20 protein-coding genes and 1 pseudogene are annotated in these 17,884 nt (G+C 66.7%); 8 read left to right on the forward strand and 13 right to left on the reverse strand.

Features of this window, described 5'->3' with window-relative positions; genetic code table 11:
- Positions 1 to 344 precede the first annotated feature (344 nt).
- The 3 genes from ACLQ3C_RS05285 to ACLQ3C_RS05295 are packed head-to-tail and all read left to right on the forward strand — an operon-like array spanning position 345 to position 2,750.
- Positions 345 to 1,514, forward strand: coding sequence for an acyl-CoA dehydrogenase family protein (locus ACLQ3C_RS05285; RefSeq protein WP_425703989.1), 1,170 nt, complete (start codon positions 345 to 347; stop codon positions 1,512 to 1,514).
- 1 nt (position 1,515) lies between these two features.
- Complete coding sequence (locus tag ACLQ3C_RS05290; protein ID WP_425703990.1) at positions 1,516 to 1,992, forward strand: LLM class flavin-dependent oxidoreductase; 477 nt, start codon at positions 1,516 to 1,518, stop codon at positions 1,990 to 1,992.
- Positions 1,989 to 2,750, forward strand: a complete 762-nt coding sequence (locus ACLQ3C_RS05295) for an LLM class flavin-dependent oxidoreductase (protein ID WP_425703991.1) — start codon at positions 1,989 to 1,991, stop codon at positions 2,748 to 2,750. Before ACLQ3C_RS05290 ends, ACLQ3C_RS05295 begins: the two co-directional genes overlap by 4 nt.
- A 30-nt stretch (positions 2,751 to 2,780) precedes the next feature.
- Here the strand turns inward: ACLQ3C_RS05295 and ACLQ3C_RS05300 are convergent, their stop codons facing one another.
- The 5 genes and pseudogenes from ACLQ3C_RS05300 to ACLQ3C_RS05320 all read right to left on the reverse strand — a co-directional run bounded on the left by ACLQ3C_RS05300 (position 2,781) and on the right by ACLQ3C_RS05320 (position 5,952).
- Positions 2,781 to 3,641 (reverse strand): HAD family hydrolase, encoded by an 861-nt coding sequence (locus ACLQ3C_RS05300; protein ID WP_425703992.1) that lies wholly within the window; start codon positions 3,639 to 3,641, stop codon positions 2,781 to 2,783.
- Positions 3,638 to 3,787 (reverse strand): hypothetical protein, encoded by a 150-nt coding sequence (locus tag ACLQ3C_RS05305; RefSeq protein WP_425703993.1) that lies wholly within the window; start codon positions 3,785 to 3,787, stop codon positions 3,638 to 3,640. The genes ACLQ3C_RS05300 and ACLQ3C_RS05305 overlap by 4 nt, the downstream gene beginning before the upstream one ends.
- Positions 3,788 to 3,856: 69 nt before the next feature.
- Positions 3,857 to 3,967, reverse strand: a pseudogene (locus tag ACLQ3C_RS05310) (DUF4440 domain-containing protein); the annotation flags it as partial.
- Between the two features lie 207 nt (positions 3,968 to 4,174).
- Complete coding sequence (locus ACLQ3C_RS05315) at positions 4,175 to 4,954, reverse strand: lysophospholipid acyltransferase family protein (protein WP_425703994.1); 780 nt, start codon at positions 4,952 to 4,954, stop codon at positions 4,175 to 4,177.
- Between the two features lie 2 nt (positions 4,955 to 4,956).
- Positions 4,957 to 5,952 carry a polysaccharide pyruvyl transferase family protein gene (locus tag ACLQ3C_RS05320; protein WP_425703995.1) on the reverse strand — a complete coding sequence of 332 codons (996 nt, stop codon included), beginning with the start codon at positions 5,950 to 5,952 and terminating at the stop codon, positions 4,957 to 4,959.
- Positions 5,953 to 6,298: 346 nt separating this feature from the next.
- Here ACLQ3C_RS05320 and ACLQ3C_RS05325 point away from each other — a divergent pair, with 346 nt between their 5' ends.
- The 3 genes from ACLQ3C_RS05325 (at position 6,299) to ACLQ3C_RS05335 (ending at position 10,172) form a co-directional block, all read left to right on the forward strand.
- Positions 6,299 to 7,930, forward strand: coding sequence for a Rieske 2Fe-2S domain-containing protein (locus ACLQ3C_RS05325; RefSeq protein WP_425703996.1), 1,632 nt, complete (start codon positions 6,299 to 6,301; stop codon positions 7,928 to 7,930).
- A gap of 37 nt (positions 7,931 to 7,967) precedes the next feature.
- Entirely contained in the window at positions 7,968 to 8,585 is a 618-nt protein-coding gene (locus ACLQ3C_RS05330; protein WP_425703997.1) for a TetR/AcrR family transcriptional regulator, read from the forward strand.
- A 132-nt stretch (positions 8,586 to 8,717) separates the two neighbouring features.
- Positions 8,718 to 10,172 carry a lipase family protein gene (locus ACLQ3C_RS05335; protein ID WP_425703998.1) on the forward strand — a complete coding sequence of 485 codons (1,455 nt, stop codon included), beginning with the start codon at positions 8,718 to 8,720 and terminating at the stop codon, positions 10,170 to 10,172.
- Between the two features lie 16 nt (positions 10,173 to 10,188).
- Here ACLQ3C_RS05335 and ACLQ3C_RS05340 read toward each other — a convergent pair whose 3' ends face one another.
- The gene (locus tag ACLQ3C_RS05340) at positions 10,189 to 10,764 is read right to left on the reverse strand and encodes a hypothetical protein (RefSeq protein ID WP_425703999.1); all 576 of its coding nucleotides are present in this window, start codon (positions 10,762 to 10,764) and stop codon (positions 10,189 to 10,191) included.
- Between the two features lie 86 nt (positions 10,765 to 10,850).
- Between ACLQ3C_RS05340 and ACLQ3C_RS05345 the strand changes: the two genes are divergently transcribed.
- The gene (locus ACLQ3C_RS05345; RefSeq protein ID WP_425704000.1) at positions 10,851 to 12,128 is read left to right on the forward strand and encodes a sensor histidine kinase; all 1,278 of its coding nucleotides are present in this window, start codon (positions 10,851 to 10,853) and stop codon (positions 12,126 to 12,128) included.
- On the forward strand, positions 12,128 to 12,781 hold the full coding sequence (locus tag ACLQ3C_RS05350; RefSeq protein WP_425704001.1) for a response regulator: 654 nt from the start codon (positions 12,128 to 12,130) through the stop codon (positions 12,779 to 12,781). Before ACLQ3C_RS05345 ends, ACLQ3C_RS05350 begins: the two co-directional genes overlap by 1 nt.
- 65 nt (positions 12,782 to 12,846) lie before the next feature.
- Here the strand turns inward: ACLQ3C_RS05350 and ACLQ3C_RS05355 are convergent, their stop codons facing one another.
- From ACLQ3C_RS05355 to ctaD, 7 genes are all read right to left on the reverse strand, one after another.
- A complete protein-coding gene (locus ACLQ3C_RS05355; RefSeq protein ID WP_425704002.1) occupies positions 12,847 to 13,389 on the reverse strand; it encodes a hypothetical protein in 543 nt (180 codons plus the stop codon).
- A 43-nt stretch (positions 13,390 to 13,432) separates the two neighbouring features.
- Positions 13,433 to 13,975 (reverse strand): hypothetical protein, encoded by a 543-nt coding sequence (locus ACLQ3C_RS05360; protein ID WP_425704003.1) that lies wholly within the window; start codon positions 13,973 to 13,975, stop codon positions 13,433 to 13,435.
- Positions 13,972 to 14,097, reverse strand: a complete 126-nt coding sequence (locus ACLQ3C_RS05365; RefSeq protein ID WP_425704004.1) for a hypothetical protein — start codon at positions 14,095 to 14,097, stop codon at positions 13,972 to 13,974. The genes ACLQ3C_RS05360 and ACLQ3C_RS05365 overlap by 4 nt, the downstream gene beginning before the upstream one ends.
- Positions 14,094 to 14,780, reverse strand: coding sequence for an alpha/beta hydrolase (locus ACLQ3C_RS05370; protein WP_425704005.1), 687 nt, complete (start codon positions 14,778 to 14,780; stop codon positions 14,094 to 14,096). Before ACLQ3C_RS05370 ends, ACLQ3C_RS05365 begins: the two co-directional genes overlap by 4 nt.
- Positions 14,781 to 14,854: 74 nt before the next feature.
- Positions 14,855 to 15,652, reverse strand: coding sequence for a hypothetical protein (locus tag ACLQ3C_RS05375; protein WP_425704006.1), 798 nt, complete (start codon positions 15,650 to 15,652; stop codon positions 14,855 to 14,857).
- The gene (locus ACLQ3C_RS05380) at positions 15,652 to 16,029 is read right to left on the reverse strand and encodes a hypothetical protein (protein ID WP_425704007.1); all 378 of its coding nucleotides are present in this window, start codon (positions 16,027 to 16,029) and stop codon (positions 15,652 to 15,654) included. The genes ACLQ3C_RS05375 and ACLQ3C_RS05380 overlap by 1 nt, the downstream gene beginning before the upstream one ends.
- A 123-nt stretch (positions 16,030 to 16,152) precedes the next feature.
- Positions 16,153 to 17,769 (reverse strand): cytochrome c oxidase subunit I, encoded by a 1,617-nt coding sequence (gene ctaD, locus ACLQ3C_RS05385; RefSeq protein WP_425704241.1) that lies wholly within the window; start codon positions 17,767 to 17,769, stop codon positions 16,153 to 16,155.
- Positions 17,770 to 17,884: the final 115 nt, after the last annotated feature.

Here is a 17,884-nt window from a genome sequence, read left to right on the forward strand (position 1 = left end):
TTGCGCAAGCTTGTCTTCGACGCTGGTTCCCGGACCACCAGTCGAATCGGTTGCGCTCATTGTCACCCCCCAGTGAAGCGATCAAACATCAGTTCGTCGCTGGTGCGTTCGAGTCTACGCCCGATCTATCCGGTCGGCAACCATCGATCGAAAATACTTTTGACGAATTTCGGATCACAAGAGGTCCGCGGCGTTCCTACACCATCGCCGCACCTGGGTCGAGTTCACATCGTGCCGGTTCTTATCCTCGGCGACTCGTGACGGCAGCTCTACGGTCGATCTGACGTCCGGGCCACACTTCCGTCGCAGTTGATCCGATGCCCGGCCCCACCGGAAGGCACGTCATGACTCACCTTGCCCCGCCGTCGAGAACCGGTTGGCTCATCCCCACCGACACACTCCAGCGATTCCGCGAGCGCGCGATCGTCCACGATCGGGAGAACACCTTCTTCGCCGACGATCTCGCCGACCTCATCGAGCTGGGATATCTGCGTGCCGCACTTCCGGTCGATCACGGCGGTCTCGGACTCTCCCTACACCAGCTCAACGCCGAGCAGCGACGCCTGGCCACCTTCGCGCCGGCGACCGCTCTCGGCATCAACATGCACCTGTACTGGACCGGCCCGCTCGCCGACCAGCTCAACGCCGGCAACACCGAGAACTCTTGGCTCGCAACGGAGATCGCGCACGGCAAGGTCGTCGCCGCCGGACACGGCGAACCCGGCAACGACCTCGTCATCGACGATTCGACGACGATTGCGATCCCGGTCGAGGGCGGCTATCGCCTCACCGGACACAAGATCTTCACCTCGCTGTCGCCGGCGTGGGACTGGCTGGGCGTGCACGCCCGCGACAACTCCGACCCGCAACACCCGAAGATCGTCCACACCTTCATCCGCCGCGGCGAGCCCGGCGTGTCGACCGTCGAGACCTGGGACACCCTCGGGGTCCGGGCCACCGCCAGCCACGACACCCTGCTGGAGGATGTCTTCGTCCCCGCCGAACGCACCGTCGGGATCGTGGACCTCGGGCAGCCGCCGACCGGGTATGTGGCCGGGATCTTCCCCTGGGTGCTACCACTTCTGGGCAACGTCTACCTCGGGATCGGCCGTCGCGCACTGGATCTGGCGATCGCGTCGGCGTCGGCGCGCAGCGCGCTGTCCCTCGGCGGACAGTCGGTGGCGCACAAGCCGTTCACGCAGTATCACGTCGCCGAGGCCGAACTCGCACTCGAGGCCGTCACCGGACAACTCGATGACCTGACCACGTCGCTGACGGCCGGCGAAGATCTCGGCGACCGCACCCTGTTGCGGTTGTTCGCGGCCAAGGAGAACGGCACCCGCGTGGCGCGCACCGTCACCGAGCTCGCACTCGAGATCGCCGGCGCCGGTGCGCTGCACCGTCGCAACGAACTCGAACGTCTTTATCGCGACGTCCGTGCGGGCAGCTTCCATCCGCCCAACTCCGATGCGGTACGCGCCTACATCGGGGCGTTCGCGCTCGGGCTGGGTTGACTTGGCGCCGCAGCCCGTCTGCGACCCCGTCATCGATGCGCGCTCGATGGTGTTGCGGATCGCCGACGTCACCGGAGTGAGCGGGGCCCTCGCCCTCGCCCGCGACGCGGACCGCCACGGGACGGCGTCGCTCGTTGTCGACCCACAGCCCGGCGCCGGCGTCGACCCGTTCGTGGTGGCCGCGGCGATCGCCGTGGCGACCGCCTTCACCCGGATCGGGGTCGTCGTCGGGCTGGATACGTGGCGTCCGTATCCGCTCGCGCGACGCCTCGCCCAACTCGACCAGCTCTCGGCCGGGCGGATCGCGTGGAGTCCTGCCGATCCCGATCCGCGCCGTCGCATCGAGGCGATCGGCGTGGTCACGTCGCTGCTGACCTCGCGGGCGCCCGATTCCGTGCCCGCCGGACCCCAGGGCGCGGTGCCGGTCTTCGTCGGCGCCGACCGTCCGGACCGATGTCGCGTGGAGGACCTCTGGTGACGCCAATACCGTTGCTGCTGGCCGATATTCCCGTCTTCGACGGCCACCCGGACTCCTACCTGGAGTTCGCCTCCCACCTGCCGTGCGGTGGCTTCTTCGCCGCCTGCCTCACCGACGAGATCGGTGCCGCCGAGCCATCCACCCTTGCCGCGGCCATCGTGGCCGAGTTGCCGGATCTGACCGTCGTGGTCGCCGCCTCGACGGTCGACGCGTCCGGCGCGCAACTTCACGACCAGTTCACCACGCTGCAGTCGCTCTCGAACGGCAGGATCGGGTGGGAGATCGTCACCGCGGCCGATCCGGCCGAACCCGTCGTCGACGATCTCCTCGACCGCTGGGGAGATGATCGCCCGCTGTTGGTGCACGCCGCGACGACACCGGCCGGGCGCAGCTTTGCCGCCCGATATGCCGATGTGGCGCTCGGAGCGGCGCCGACCAAGCAGGCCGCCAAGGCGTGTCGCCGAGAACTGCGCCGACGGGCCACCGCAGCCGGCCGCGACCCGGACGACATCTGCTTCATCCCAACCATTTTCACCACGGTGCACGACACCGGCGGCGAGGCGCCCACCCCCGCCCGCAGCGACAGACATCTGTCGGTGAGCGGTACCGGCGCCGACGTCGCGGCGGTGATGAACGCGTGGGTCGGCGATCGGGCCTGCGACGGATTCTTCGTCAAGTTCGCGCACAACAACCCCGGAGCCGCAGTCGATTTCGTTCGCGAGGTTGCGCCCCTGCTGTCGGCGCCCGGCCTCGTCTGACCACGGCCTCGGCTGACCCGGCGTCGGCGCCTACCCGAACCAGCGTGCCAACACCCGCGCCACACCGTCCTCGTTGTTGCCGACGGTGACCTCGTCGGCGGCGGCGAGCGCGGCGGGATGCGCATGCCCCATGGCGACACCGTGACTCGCCCAGGTGAGCATCTCGACATCATTGGGCATATCACCGAATGCGATCGTCGATGACCCGTCGCCCCCGGTGTGCTCCAACAGCTTTCGTATCCCCGATGCCTTGTGGGTGTCGGGCAGCGAGAGTTCGACGAGACCGTTCTCGGTGGAGAAGGTCACCTCGGCCAGATCGCCGATCGGAGCCGAAATACGCTGCGCCATCTCCGAACTCGGCATTCCGGGGGCTCGGATCAACAGCTTGACGGCGGGTTCGGTGTAGATCTCGTCGTCGCCGACCTCGACGTGATCGGGATTGAGCCACGCATGCTGATAGCCGGAGGTCGCGACGAACGGCGGGGTGGCCGCATCGTGCGCGGAGCGGCCCACCCGCTCGGCGGCGATCCCGCACCCGGGGATCTGCGCCGTCGCGATGGCCCCGAGTTCGGCGAGGACCTCGGGGGCCAGGGTCGCCGCCGACAGCACCCGATCATGTTCGACGTCGTAGACGATGGCGCCATTGGCGCACACCGCATGTCGGATACGTACCCGCGACGGGTCGAACTGGTCGGTGATCTCGGCGATCCAGCGCGGCGGGCGGCCGGTCGCCAGCACGAACTCCGCGCCGGCATCGCGTGCATTGGCCAGGATCGACTGGGTGTAGGCCGACACGCGGTTCTCGTCGTCGATCAAGGTGCCGTCGACGTCACTGGCGATCAGCGTCGGGGCGGCAAGGGATTCCGGATGCACACCACCGGACGCGGTCACCGGCGTGCCCTCCGGCCGCGCGCCGCTGCCTGCTTGTCGACGTCGGCGTCGGGTGCGACCCCGATGCCGACCTTCTGGGCCCGGACGAGCGTGTTCGCGACGATCTCGAGGGCCCGGAACACCGGTTCGGAATCCGCGTTGGTCATCCGGCAAGAGTATCGGGGCCGCCGCGTCCGGCCCTATCCGGTGGGCGGCACGAACTCGGGCTGATGGAATGGTTCTTCGGGAATGAAGGTCGGCCGATGGGCCGGCACCTGCGCCCACAGTTCGCGGATCGCGTCGCGGCCGGTGGTCACCTGTCCCGGCGGATACGCCAGGACGGCGTCAGCTCGAGTATTTCGCCGCCGTCGCCCATCCGGACCGTCGTCGACCGGGCATGCGGTGAATTACGCATCGGCATCGAGGCGACGTCGCCGGATGCGATCGCCGGTCTGGTCCGCGGTGACGGCCTTTGTGGCGTTCGCCCGGGACGCGTTCGGTATCGCGGCACCCAGATAGCCGGTACACAGATAGCCGGTGCGAAACCTGGTGAACTACTGCTCGTCCGGGGCGCCGGCGGGCCGCGGCCGCGCGGCGCGGCGGGCGGCCCGGGCGGCCTGCTCCTCGGCGTCGAGCCGGTTGGCCTCCTCGAGCGTCGGTGCCGACCCACCGAGGCGCGCCGGCACCCAGAACTCCCCTTGGGGATGTTCGCCATAGGCGTCCTGCAACTCCAGGAGCTTCTCGCTCATCGCCTTGTGCAGCTGCGCGGTGAGGGTGTCGGCGTCACCGACCGGTTCGATCGGCTCACCGACCCCGATCATGATCTGGTAACCGGTCCGTCCCAGACGTTTCGGGTGACCTTTGGTCCACACCCGCTGCGCACCCCAGATGACGGTCGGGATGAGCGGGGCGTGCGCCTCCAAGGCCATCCGGGCCGCACCGGATTTGAATTCCTTGAGCTCGAAGCTGCGGCTGATCGTCGCCTCCGGATAGACGCCTACCAGCTCACCTTGCTTGAGGTAGTCGACGGCGTCGTGGTAGCTCTGCGCGCCGTCGGCCCGGTCGACAGGAATGTGCTTGAGCGCCCGCATGATCGGGCCCGAGTACTTGTTGTCGAAGACCTCTTTCTTCGCCATGAAACGCACATAGCGATGACCCTGCAAGAACGCGGGGATACCGGCATAGGTGAAATCGAGGTAGCCGGTGTGGTTGATGGCGACGACTCCCGGCCCGCTCTTCGGGACGTTACCCACTCCGGAGACCTTGAACTTCAGACCTTCGGCCAGCCACAGCAGCCGGGCTGCGGTGATCACGGTGCCGTACACGGGTTCCATGGTTAGACCCTAGCGCCCGTCCGCAGCACCTCGCCGACGAGCTCATCGGCCTGATCGGTCGGCGCCCGGGCGGCGACGGCACGCGCCGCGGCGCGACCTTCCGCCGACAGACACCAGGCGAACCACCGGTCGAACTCACTCCCCTGTTGCTGCCTGGTCTCGGCCGAGATGAGTGCAGGCCAATGCAGCGCCCGCGCCTGCGCAGTCACCTTGGCGCCGTGACATCTCGGCCCGCTCGCTTCGCTCCCGGCGCCGTGACATACCGGGTCGACCGCCACCACCGGCACGCCCGCCCGCAACCCCAGGACCAGTCCGTGCAGCCGGGTGGTGACCACCGCGTCCACCCGGCGGATGGCCGAACAGAACTGGTCGGGGTCGCGGAATTGGGCGTCCGGCCCGAGCCGCGTGTCGAATTCGAGTACCGCGCAGGTTCGCTCCCGGAGCGCGCCCTCGATGGCCTCATGTACCTCCTCGTGCCGGCCGCGCTTGCCGTACTCGGCCTGCCCGGGCGCCCGGATCCAGGCGACGACGGGCACCTCGGCCGTGCTCGCGGAGAACGCGAGGTCCACCCGCGGCGGTCGATCGGCCGCGGTCATGGTGACGTCGCGGGGCAGGACCGAATCGAATCCGGTGACGGCCGGATCGTGCGGGTCGGGCACCGAGACCCCGACCGCGATGCGGCGGCAGTGGGCAAAACGCCGGTGCAGCCACTCGAGTTGGCGGCCCGCGACCGGACCACAGATGAAGACCACGTGCGTGTAGCGCCCCGGGTCGACGTCGTCGAAGGACAGCGCGCCCGGACGGAACCCCGGACTCCAGCAGACATCGTGCGGGACGCCCTGCGCGGTCAGCGCCGCGTCGATGCGCGACACCGCCAGCACATCCCCGGCGGTCGCCTCGCCGTGCCGGAAGGCCGCCCAACTGGTCAGCAGGACGCGCGGATCGCCGCACCCCGCAGTACCAGAATGCGGGCCGGTCCCGACATCTATCGGCGCCATGGCGTCCTCCACTCGCTGAGCGTTCTCGATCGTGTCCGAACTACCCGCAGCCCGCGGATTCCACACCTGCTCGGGGCCCGAACGTCCCCAGATTCAGTCAGCGGACCGTTCGATCTCGGTTCCGAACCCCCGTCGACCCGGCATTCCTCGCCGACTATTGCCACGCCCGCGCGGTTGGGGTCCCGACACGTCTGATGCGGGGGCCGGCGCCGACACCGCGCCACTGGCCGGATTCGCGCGGTCGGGACCGACGGCCCACGACGCCCGGTGCGCCGGGCCGATAGATTGGTGTGTCGAATGCTCCGCCCGCGCGCGCCGCGCGCGCACCTGTCAGGAAAGGCCTAACGTGCAGATCACCAGCATCGGTCACGCCGGATTCCACATCCAGACCACGGCCGGGTCGATCCTCTGCGACCCATGGACCAACCCCGCGTACTTTGCCTCCTGGGTGCCGTTTCCCGACAATGCGGAGCTGGACTGGAAGAGTCTGGGCCAGTGCGACTACCTGTACGTCTCGCATCTGCATCGTGATCACTTCGACGAGGCGAACCTGCGTGACAACGTCAGCAAGGACGCCACGGTGCTGCTGCCGGATTACCCGGTGCCCGATCTCAAGCGGGAGCTGGAGAAGCTGGGCTTCACCAAGTTCGTCGAGACCACCGACTCGGAGAAGATCACCGTCGAGGGCCCCAAGGGTTCCCTCGACGTGATGATCATCGCGTTGCGCGCCCCGGCCGACGGACCGATCGGCGATTCTGGTCTCGTCGTCGACGACGGCGAGACCGTGGTGTTCAACATGAACGACGCCCGGCCGATCGATCTCGACGTCATCGCCGAGCAGTTCGGCCGCGTCGACGTACATCTGCTGCAGTACTCGGGGGCGATCTGGTACCCGATGGTCTACGACATCCCCCGCAAGTCCAAGGCCAATTTCGCCGCGCAGAAGCGTCAGCGCGGCATGGACCGGGCCCGCTCCTACATCGAGCAGGTCGATGCCACCTGGGTGGTGCCGTCGGCCGGGCCGCCGATGTTCCTCGACGACGACCTGTTCGCGCTCAACGACTTCGGTTCCGGGATCGACTCGCCGGAGAATCCCCGCCCGGGCGATGTGACGTCGATCTTCCCCGACCAGGAGACCTTCCTGGAGCAGATGCGCATCCACGGCACCGACGACGGCGAGAAGCATCGCGGTCTGCTGATGGTGTCGGGGTCGGTCGCGGGCTTCACCGGTTCGGCGCTCGACGAGATCACCCACCCCTATGCGCCCCACGAGGTCTTCGGCGAGAACAAGCAGGCGTACCTGGAGCGCATGAAGGAGAAGTTCACCCCGGTCATCGCCGCCGACAAGGCGACCTGGGCCCCGGCCGAGGGGGATCCGCTGCTGCCGGCACTCAAGGAACTCTTCGAACCGATCATGGGCGCGTCGGATCTCATCTGCGACGGCATCGGCTACCCGGTCGGCCTGGTGATGGCTCCCGGTGGCGCCGGCAAGAACACCCCCGAGTCGGCCACCGAGACCGTCGTCCTCGACTTCCCGAACCGCATCGTGCGGGAACCGAAAGAAGGAGAAGGCAAGTACCGCTACGGTTTCCGCATCGCCACCGAATTGGTGCGGACGGTGCTGCGCGATCAGGAGCCCGACTGGGTCAACACCATCTTCCTGTCCACCCGGTTCACCACCTGGCGGATCGGCGGTTACAACGAATTCCTCTACACGTTCTTCAAATGCCTCACCGACGAGCGGATCGCCTACGCCGACGGCTGGTTTGCCGAAGCGCACGACGACTCGTCGTCGATCACCAAGGACGGCTGGGAGATCCAACGCCGCTGCCCGCACCTGAAGGCCGACCTGTCGAAGTTCGGCGTGATCGAGGGCGAGAAGCTGACCTGCAATCTGCATGGCTGGCAATGGGATCTGCCGACCGGGCGCTGCCTGACGTCCAAGGGCCACGAGTTGCGGTCGAAACATCTCGAGTGACATGCCGGTCTCGCGTGACGTGGGAACCTCGAAGGAGATGACAGGACCGGCGCGCCGCTACGGTGGCCGCAGTGTCGCCGACCGGCTGGCCGAACGGCGTCGACGCTTCCTCGACGCCGCGCTCGCCGAATTCGCGACCGCCGGCTACACATCGTCGTCGGTGACCTCGATCTGCAAGGCGGCGGGCCTGTCGCGCCGGCAGTTCTACGAGCTGTTCGACGACCGCGAGTCGCTGCTGATCGCACTGTATGACGAGATCCAGGGCGACGCCCGCACTGCCGTGGCACAAGCGTTGGGCGACAGCGCTTCTGGTGATCGAAAACATCTGGCCACGGTGGCGATGCGCGCCTACGTCGAGTCGGTGGGATCGGATTTCCGTCGGGCGGAGGTGTCCTTCGTCCAGATCGTCGGTGTGAGTCCGGCCGTCGAGCAGCATCGACTCGACTCGCGTGCGGAATGGATGGATTTCTTCGTCGCCGGGATGAGCGAGTTCGCCGGCCGCGAACCCGGGCCGCGCGACGCCGAGCTGGCGACGGGCTTCGTCGGCGCACTCACCGCGGTGATCCACCGGTGGAGCCTGACCCCCGAACCGCACCACATCGAGACCGTCGTCGACGTGCTCGCCGACATCCTCGTCGCCTTCATCGACATCTGAGCAGTAGGAGACATCTGAGCAGTACGGGATACGCGTCACCCGAGTCCGCCGGTTGTGTCCCGTGCCACAACCGTGTACCTTCACCCACGGTGTGAGACACCTGCGTCTCACATATGGGAAAGGTGACAGTAGATGCGTCGGGGATCCATGGGCAGACTTCGGTATCGAATATTCGCGTTGCTGGCGGGCACACTGATCGCCACCCCGGTGGCCACCGCGTTCGTCGCCGGCACCGCAGCCGCCGCCCCGACAGCACCCGCGACGAGCGGCGTCCGGGTCGCACCGGCGCTGCCCTTTCCGGTCCCGCCGGCCATCCCGGAGTTCGACAAGGGCTTCTACCAGCCACCCGCATCGGTGGTCGCGTCCAAGGCGCCGGGTGAGCTGATCTCGGCGCGGCGCGTCAATCTGGCCGCATTGTCGGTGGCCCCGATCAACGTCGACGCCTGGCAGATCTCGTATCGCTCGACCAACACGCGCAACCAGCCGATCGCGGCGGTGGCCACCCTGATCAAGCCGCGCGGACCCGTTCACCCGGGCCCGTCGAAGCTCGTGTCGTGGCAGTCGGCCGAGGACTCCACCGCGCAGTACTGCGCACCGTCGTATGCGATGCAGCAGGCGTCGATCCCCGGCCAGCTGACCGGGTCGGCGGATTCGACCTATGAACTGCTCCAGATCACCTCGCTCGTCGCCGCCGGATGGTCGGTGGTCATCCCGGATCATGAGGGCCCGGATTCGGCGTTCGCCGCCGGTCCACTGGCCGGCCGCATCACCCTCGACGGCATCCGTGGCGCGCGTAACTTCGCCCCGCTCGGGCTCAAGCCCGATCTGCGCGTCGGGCTGATGGGCTACTCCGGCGGCGCCATCGCGACCGGATGGGCGTCGGAACTGCACAAGTCGTATGCACCCGAATTGCCGATCGTCGGCGCCGCCGAGGGCGGGGTGCCGGCCAACATCCGCGCACTGGTCGACCTGGCGAACAACAATGCGGCCTCGGGTCTGATCATGGCCGGCATCATCGGCGTCAGTCGCGAGTACCCAGAGCTGGCCCACTTCCTCGATCAGCACATCAACCCCTTGGGCCGGGCCCTGATCGCGGGGAAGAATCCGCTCTGCCTGTCCTATCAGGCGGCGCTCGCCCCGTTCGTCAACATCAAGGGCCTGTTCCCCGGGCCCGGTGATCCACTCGACGCGCCGGGACCGCGAAAAGTGCTGGACCAGTTGAAGATGGGCAAGACGGTTCCGGACTTCCCGATGTTCGTCTACCAGTCGAACCCGGACTGGATCGCCCCGGTCGGACCGGTCAACAAGCTCGTGTCGACCTATTGCGCCGACCCGAACGCACGTGTGCGCTACGTGCGCGACCACTTCAGCGAGCACATCTCGCTGGCGGTGGTGGGCTTCGCCCCGGCGATGGTCTGGATGCAGCAGCGACTCGACGGCAAACCCGCCGCGCGTGGATGCTCCACCAGCGATCAGGGGTCGATGACACTCGATCCGCAGAACTGGCGGCCCTTCGTCAACCTGGTCGGCAACAACATCGCCGCCCTGTTCCAGGCGCAGCTGGGCAATCCGCCGGTGCGGCCCTGAGGGTCGGCGAAGTCGGTCAGCGGTGCCGGGCGTCGGCGTCGTCGCGCGCATCGAAGAGCGTCCACACCGGCCCGGTGAGCAACCAGATCACGGTGACCACCCCGAGCATCGGGAAGATGCCGCGGAGATCATCGGCCTGCTGTGCCGAGGCAACGGTGACCGAGAGAACCAGGATCGCGCCCGTGGCGATCGCGGCGGCGATCAGCCACTGCCCGAACGCGAGCAACTCGTGCCGAAATGCGGCCGGTCCGGATCGCGGTGGTCGCGGTGGTGCTTTCGCCCCGGCGAACCAGTGGGCGAAGCGCGCATCCGTCCACGCGACGATGCTGTGCCCGAAGGCGGCGGTCTCGCCCAGGTAGATCCCGGCCAGCCGATGCACGATCGTCACCTCGGCGCCGTGCGAAAGATCAACGGCGACAGCGATCAGCAGGACCACATCGACGACGGGCACCAGCGCGAGGATCACCGTCGAGGGACGTCGGCGCCGCAGCATGTAGCGCACGGACAGACCGCCGATCACCAGCGCCCAGAAGCCGATCTCGCATCCGAGGATCACCCAGAGGACCGGCGAGTGCAGGACGTTGTGTGACATGCCTTCACGATCCGGCGCAATGCCGGGCGGGTCGTCGGCCATCCCATCGACCCGGTGTCGCCCCTGGGTCGTCATCCTTTTGTCGGATGACCGGCGCCGTGCGTGCGTGCGACGATGGCGACATGTGGCGTGTCCCGGTGTCTCGCGCACGGCTCAACGACTACGCATTGACCCTGCTGTTCTTCGCCCTCGGCCTCGCGCTGTATGCGACCGGACTCGGCCTGATCGGGCAGGACCTCGCCGCTGACCTACCCGCCTGGACCTGCCTCATCACGCTCGCCGTCGCGGCGTGTTTCCAGCTGTTCCGGTCGAGTCACCCCGGCGTGGCACTCGCCGGGGTGACGCTCGCCCTGATCGTCGATGCCGCGACCGTTCCGTCCATCGCGGTATGGCTGGTGTTCTCCGACATCGTGTACGCCACCTGCGTCTACGGTGGTCCGCGGCTGGTCCGTGGCCTCTACGCGGTCGCCGGAATCGTCTCGGTGGCCACGTTCCTGCTCGTGACCACGTTCGCCGGCTCCGATTGGCGGCTGATCTTCATCTGCCTGCTGTGGCTGATGGCCTTGGTCGGCTCGCCGCTGGCCTACGGGCTGGCCGTGCGGGAACACCGCAATGCGCTCGTCCTCGAACGCGCCCATTCGCGCACCCTCGCCGATCTGGCCGAACGCGAGCAGATCGAGGCCGTCGCCGATGAACGTCGGCGACTGGCCCGCGAGCTCCACGATGTGATCGCCGGCCGGCTCTCGGCGATCACCGTGCAATCGGCGGCGGCGCTGCAATATCCGGAGGACACCGCACTCGCCGGCAAGGCACTGCAGTCTGTGCGCTCGAGCAGCGTCGAGGCATTGAGCGAGATGCGCGGACTCATCGATCTGCTCTCCGACGGCACCGATCACAGCGCGCCCGACGGTCGGGTCACCGCGGGCCTGCGTCGGATCGACCGTCTCATCGAGCCGATCGCCGAGTCCGGCACCGACATCGACGTCGACGTGCCCGACTCGCTCACCGCAGCCGCCGGCACCGATGAGCTGGCGCCGGTCGTCGACATCGCGGCCTATCGGATCGTCGCCGAAGCACTCTCGAACGCGGTCACTCATGCACCGGGACAACCGATCTGGGTCGCCATCACCTACGACACCGAGAAATTGCGCCTGTGCGTGCGCAATCGGCTCAGCCCGCACCGCGGCCGCACCGGCGGCGACACGGGACACACCGGCCGCGGACTGGGCAACATGCACACCCGCGCTCACACCGTCGGCGGCATCCTGCACGCCGAACCGGACGGCGACGAATTCGTCGTGGAGGCAACGCTTCCCGCTACCGGCGGCACCTCCGTCGGCACCACTACGCCGAAGGAAGTGTGATGACCGCCGTCCTGATCGCCGACGACCACGCCGCCATCCGCGCCGGGGTCCGGATGATGCTCGAACCGGCCGACGGAATCGTGGTCGTCGGGGAGGCGGCCGACGGCGACCAGGCGATCGCCGCCGCCCGCGAACTGCGGCCCGACGTGGTGGTGATGGACGTCCGGATGCCCGGCACCGACGGTATTCGCGCCACCGAAGTCATTGTCGGCGAGGGTCTCTGCCCGGTCATCGTCCTCACCACCTTCGACCACGACGAGTACGTGTTCGGCGCGCTGCGCGCCGGTGCCAGCGGCTTTCTGCTGAAGACCGCATCGGCCGAGGCGATCATCGACGCCGTCCGCGCGGCGCAGCGCGGCGACGCGACCCTCTCGCCGGAGGTGACCCGGCGCGTCGTCGACACCTTTCGTTCCGCACCGGAGCGCCGACGCGCGGCCCCCGCCACACCGCCGGCGGCACTGGCGGAACTGACCGCCCGTGAGCGCGACGTACTACGTTGCCTTGGAGAGGGTTTGGCGAATGCGGACATCGCCGCCACCCTGTTCGTCACCGAGGCCACCGTCAAGACCCACGTATCCCGGGTGCTGATGAAACTCGGACTCGAATCCCGCGTGCAGGCGGCGATCCTGGTGCGCGATCTCGGTGGCATCTGAGCCCGGCTCCACGAATCGGTAGACATCTCTCTCGGAAACCGCGACTGGATGCCTACCAAGCCGAGTCACCGGTCGCCGCCGGACGGATCCCGAACGCATGGCGATGACGAACTGATCTCCAACCTCAACAGCTGACTGACGGGGTAGTTGTAGATGAGCACTCCCACCGTGAACTTGCGAGAATCCGAGACCGTGACATTTCGCGGATCACGCGTATCGGGCTGAGGCCTGACGACGAACCCCTTCGAGACCAGGCCTTGCGCGCTGGCTCGCCATTGATCGATCCGAGCCGCATCCGGATTGTCGTGGTCGCGTCGGGCGACGTACCGCCACGGTGGCCCCGTCGGCAGCGCCGACGGGAAACTGTCTACGCAGCCGACGCGCGTGACGTCACCGGTAGGAGTGTCGTACCGGACCACGTCATCGGCTGGTGGGTCCACTGCATTCAAGTTGTCGATGACCGTCCGCGAAGCCTCGGCCGGCGACATCGAGATCGCTTCGACGTCGTCACCGTCGTCGGGGAGCAGACCACAACCCGCTGACACACTCACCACGATGGCCGGTACGACCACCATCAGGCATGCGCGGACACCACCACGCAGCGTCATCGCAAATCAACAATCCGACAAGCCCCGCGACAAGTCCCGCGAGTCACCGGTCGCCGCCGGACGGGTCCCGAACGCACGGTGAGGATGAACTGATCGACACTCTCAACAGCTGACTGGCGGGATAGTTGTGGATGAATACTCCCACCGTGAACCCGCGAGAATCCGAGACCGTGACATTTCTCGGATCATCCGTATCGACCAGTGGATCGACGTCGAACCCTTTCGCGACGAGACCTCGTGCGCCGGCCCGCCATTGATCGATCCGAGCCACATCCGGATTGTCGTGGTCGCGTCGGACGACGTAGCGCCATGGTGGACCGGTCGGCATCGCCGACGGGAAACTGTCTGCGCAGCCGACGCGCGTGACGCCACCGGTAGGTGTGTCGTACCGGACCACGTCATCGGCTGGTGGGTCCACTGCATTCAGGTTGTCCATGACCGTCTGCGAAGCCTCGGCCGCCGTCATCGAGATCGCATGGTCGTCCTCCCCGTCGTCGGGGAGCAGACCACAACCCGCTGATGCACTCACCACGACGATCGGTACGACCACCATCAGGCATGCCCGGACACCACCGCGCGCGATCATGGGGGCGTCACCTCGACGGTCAAGGGTCCTGGGGCCAGGATCACCGGTGGCGGGGTGGTGTTCTCGAGCCGGGTGTCCGGTGCGCGCCACACGTACTCGGTGGGTTCCTCACCCCTGATCACCTTCGCCATGTTCTGGAAGGCAGTCGATTCCGGGTCGTCCCAGTAACCGCCGTGACTGTGCGCACCCCACACGAGTTCGCGCGAACCGTCGTCCTTCTGCCCGTAGTAGCCAGTTCGAGGCGTGTCACGCCCGGCGTGGTGTCGGGGTCCCCGCCGTGCTGAGTTTCCAATCCCTGGAAATACTGGATCGGATCCCCCGGCGCGGTGAGCGAGTATCGCCGCACGTCGTCATTCGGGTTGTGCCAGGGCTGATCATCGATGACCCCGGTACCTGCCGATGATGCATAGATCACGTTGTCGGCGTTGAGGCCCAACTGCTCAGCGGTCCCGACGATCGATCCGCCGTAGGAGTGTCCGATGAAGGTGGTCTTCGCGTCAGGTGAAGTCTCGTCGAGCGTCCGGTCCAGTTCATGACCGAAGGACACCAGATCGGGTGCCATCCGCCTGGCGAGCGTCGTGTCCATGGCGTCGTTGTCCCCGAAGGGATTGACGAATGCCGAAACCCCGTTGCCTGCCGGGAATTCACCGTCCATGTAAAGGATGACCGGCCCGCCCGATGCACGCGCCAGGTTCAGTGCCGCGTTGTGGTTGGACTGGCTGCCGTTGAGGTTGCTGTTCGTTCCCGGCACGTAGACCGCGACATTTCGTGTCGTCGGGTTGATCGCGCCGACGATTTCGATCATGTTGCCGTGTCGCGTGTTCTCGAAGGCGAGGAAGGTCCGCTCGATCCGGCCGTCGTCCGCGCCCTCCTGACGCGTCAGCGGATCTTCGATCGGGTGAGCATCGCCTTCAATTGGTCGATCCGGGAATTGTCTGGTGGCTGCTTCTGGAGTTCGTCGGCAAGTGTGTTCCGGATGTTGACCTCGTTCGCGTCGATACGCACCGGGAACGGGACACCGTCCATGTTCCCGATCACATCGGGGTCGGCCTGGGCGAGTCTGCGCAGTTGCTCGGGTGTCAGACGACCCAGCAGCGCGGCACGCTCATCAGGCGTCATACCTTTCAGCCGGGAGACCAGCGCGTCCGGATCGATCGCCCCGATCCCCGACACGACGAGGTCTGGCTGTCCCTTCACCATCGACGCCAGATCCGATGACAGTCCTTCGAGGCGTGACCCGTAGGTTTCGTCGAGTTCGTCGACGGTGTTCAACGCGGCGGTGATGATCGCCTGCTGCGTCTCGACGTCTTCCGCCTTGTCTGGATCGGGGTGCGAGACGACACCGAAATTGTCGACGTCGAGTTGGGCTCCGATAGCGTTGCGGACGACGCGCAACGTGTACTCCTTCGCATACCCGAGATCACGGCTGGCGTCGCCGGCCTCGTCGGCAGTCCGATTGAGGACGTTGCGCACCTCTCGCGCGTGATCTTGTTCCTGCGTGATGCGGGTATGCGCGGCATCGCGGGTCTGTCCGAACCAGGATCCCGCGTTGTCGATGCCACGTACGGCCGAATCGACGGCATCGTCCAGTTTGGCGGCGTTGCCCTCGGCGAGGGCCGACAATGTCTGCAGCCCAGCGATATCCCAGCTCTCGAGCTGATCGATCGTCGGCCGCATCAGCGCTCGGAGAGTTCACGAATGCCGGCACCGGCGCGACTGTCCGTCTCGACCACACGAGAGTTGAACACCTTGAGTTTGTCAGCCAGTGCGGTCAGTCGTCCACCGATGGAGTTCGTGGCGGCCGCGGCCGGTGACGCCACCGAACGCGCGGCGGCAAAGGTTCGGCCACCATTGCCGGTCACCGAACCAAAAGCGGAGAAGTCCAGCCCGTTGACGGTGGTCCCCTGGCTCCGCCAACCGTTGGCGATACCTGTGACCTGCGACGGCAGAATGCCGAACCCTGCCGATCGCTGCTGAGGCTGCCCCGGTGGCGGTGGGACCGGGCCCGGTTCGGCCGGCATCGGCTCCCGCGGTGGCGTCGTCGGCGTCGTCATCGAACCCCCTGGCCCCGTGCCCGGTCGTCGTCGAACGGGCATCGATTCGTCCGTCATGGCGAACGCCACGACCGCAGGTCAACATACCCGACTATTCCGGCTCCGCGAATCTTCGATCCACGGTCATCGGCTCGCGGCCTTGCGGCCGTGTACGTGGGCCTCGTCGCGTATTCGTTGCCGCATATGGGGATAGTGCAGCTCGTAGGCCGGCCGCTCGGACCGGATGCGCGGCAGTTCGGTGAAGTTGTGCCGGGGCGGCGGGCAACTGGTGGCCCATTCAAGTGAATTGCCGAAGCCCCACGGGTCGTCGGCGGTGACCACCTCGCCGTAGCGGTAGCTGCGGAAGGCGTTCCACAGGAACGGAATCGTGGACACCCCGAGGATGAAGGCACCGACGGTGGAGACGACGTTCAGCGTCGTGAATCCGTCGGACGGAAGGTAATCGGCATAACGGCGGGGCATGCCCTCGTTGCCGAGCCAGTGCTGCACCAGGAAGGTGGTGTGAAAACCGATGAAGGTCAACCAGAAGTGGACCTTCCCGAGTTTCTCGTTCAGCATCCGCCCGGTCATCTTGGGGAACCAGAAGTAGATGCCGGCGAAGGTGGCGAACACGATGGTGCCGAAGAGCACGTAATGGAAGTGGGCGACGACGAAGTAGGTGTCGTGGACGTGGAAATCCAGCGGCGGGGAGGCCAGGATGATTCCGGAGAGCCCACCGAAGAGGAATGTCACCAGGAATCCCACCGAGAACAGCATAGGTGTCTCAAAGGTCAACTGTCCCTTCCACATCGTTCCTATCCAGTTGAAGAACTTGATCCCGGTGGGTATCGCGATCAGCATCGACATCGCGGAGAAGAACGGCAGCAGCACGGCACCGGTCACGAACATGTGATGGGCCCACACCGACATCGACAACAAGGCGATGGCAAAGGTCGCATAGACCAGCCCCGTGTAGCCGAAGACCGGCTTACGGGAGAACACCGGGAAGATCTCGGTGACGATGCCGAAGAACGGCAACGCCACGATGTAGACCTCCGGGTGTCCGAAGAACCAGAACAGATGCTGCCACAGGACCGCGCCGCCGATTGCGGGATCGAAGACGTGGGCACCGAAGATGCGGTCGGCCATCAATCCCATCAGCGCCGCGGTGAGCAGTGGGAACGCGATCAGGATCATGATGCTCGTGGCCAGGATGTTCCAGGTGAAGATCGGCATCCGGAACATGGTCATACCCGGTGCGCGCAAGCACACCACGGTGGTGATCATGTTGACCGCGCCGAGAATGGTGCCGACACCGGAGACGGCCAGACCCATCGCCCACAGATTGCCGCCGACGCCCGGTGAGTTCATGGCGTCGCTGAGCGGCGTGTAGGCGGTCCACCCGAAATCGGCGGCGCCACCCGGGGTGAGGAAGCCGGCCAGAACCACGGCGCCACCGAACACGAACAGCCAGAAACTGAGGGCGTTGAGACGCGGGAAGGCGACGTCGGGGGCGCCGATCTGCAAGGGCAACACCACATTCGCGAAGCCGATGACGATGGGGGTCGCGTACAGCAACAGCATCACGGTGCCGTGCATGGTGAACATCTGGTTGTACTGCTCATTGGAGAGGAACTGCAGCCCGGGTTGCGCGAGTTCGGTGCGCATCAACAGCGCCATCAGGCCGCCCATCAAGAAGAAGGCGATACACGCCACGATGTACATCTGCCCGATCAGCTTGTGGTCGGTGGTGGTGATCATCCGGTAGATGAAGCTGCCGTGGAGCCCCCGTGCGGGGTACGGCGCCGCGGCAACGGGGGCCGTCCGTGGCTTTTCGACGGTGGACACGGGGTCGACCTCCTGATGAGAATTCCGC

Source organism: Gordonia sp. DT30, from assembly GCF_049844915.1.
Taxonomy (GTDB): domain Bacteria; phylum Actinomycetota; class Actinomycetes; order Mycobacteriales; family Mycobacteriaceae; genus Gordonia.

Excerpts from the sequence above, each read along its gene's own strand:
- ACLQ3C_RS05340 (WP_425703999.1), bottom strand. The coding sequence starts at position 10,764 with ATGTCACACAACGTCCTGCACTCGCCGGTCCTCTGGGTGATCCTCGGA.
- ACLQ3C_RS05370 (WP_425704005.1), bottom strand. The coding sequence starts at position 14,780 with ATGATCGAAATCGTCGGCGCGATCAACCCGACGACACGAAATGTCGCG.
- ACLQ3C_RS05330 (WP_425703997.1), top strand. The coding sequence starts at position 7,968 with ATGACAGGACCGGCGCGCCGCTACGGTGGCCGCAGTGTCGCCGACCGG.
- ACLQ3C_RS05335 (WP_425703998.1), top strand. The coding sequence starts at position 8,718 with ATGCGTCGGGGATCCATGGGCAGACTTCGGTATCGAATATTCGCGTTG.
- ACLQ3C_RS05345 (WP_425704000.1), top strand. The coding sequence starts at position 10,851 with ATGACCGGCGCCGTGCGTGCGTGCGACGATGGCGACATGTGGCGTGTC.
- ACLQ3C_RS05380 (WP_425704007.1), bottom strand. The coding sequence starts at position 16,029 with ATGACGACGCCGACGACGCCACCGCGGGAGCCGATGCCGGCCGAACCG.
- ACLQ3C_RS05305 (WP_425703993.1), bottom strand. The coding sequence starts at position 3,787 with ATGACCAACGCGGATTCCGAACCGGTGTTCCGGGCCCTCGAGATCGTC.
- ACLQ3C_RS05320 (WP_425703995.1), bottom strand. The coding sequence starts at position 5,952 with ATGGCGCCGATAGATGTCGGGACCGGCCCGCATTCTGGTACTGCGGGG.
- ACLQ3C_RS05315 (WP_425703994.1), bottom strand. The coding sequence starts at position 4,954 with ATGGAACCCGTGTACGGCACCGTGATCACCGCAGCCCGGCTGCTGTGG.
- ctaD (WP_425704241.1), bottom strand. The coding sequence starts at position 17,769 with ATGATCACCACCACCGACCACAAGCTGATCGGGCAGATGTACATCGTG.
- ACLQ3C_RS05360 (WP_425704003.1), bottom strand. The coding sequence starts at position 13,975 with ATGATCGCGCGCGGTGGTGTCCGGGCATGCCTGATGGTGGTCGTACCG.
- ACLQ3C_RS05285 (WP_425703989.1), top strand. The coding sequence starts at position 345 with ATGACTCACCTTGCCCCGCCGTCGAGAACCGGTTGGCTCATCCCCACC.
- ACLQ3C_RS05350 (WP_425704001.1), top strand. The coding sequence starts at position 12,128 with ATGACCGCCGTCCTGATCGCCGACGACCACGCCGCCATCCGCGCCGGG.
- ACLQ3C_RS05355 (WP_425704002.1), bottom strand. The coding sequence starts at position 13,389 with ATGACGCTGCGTGGTGGTGTCCGCGCATGCCTGATGGTGGTCGTACCG.
- ACLQ3C_RS05375 (WP_425704006.1), bottom strand. The coding sequence starts at position 15,652 with ATGCGGCCGACGATCGATCAGCTCGAGAGCTGGGATATCGCTGGGCTG.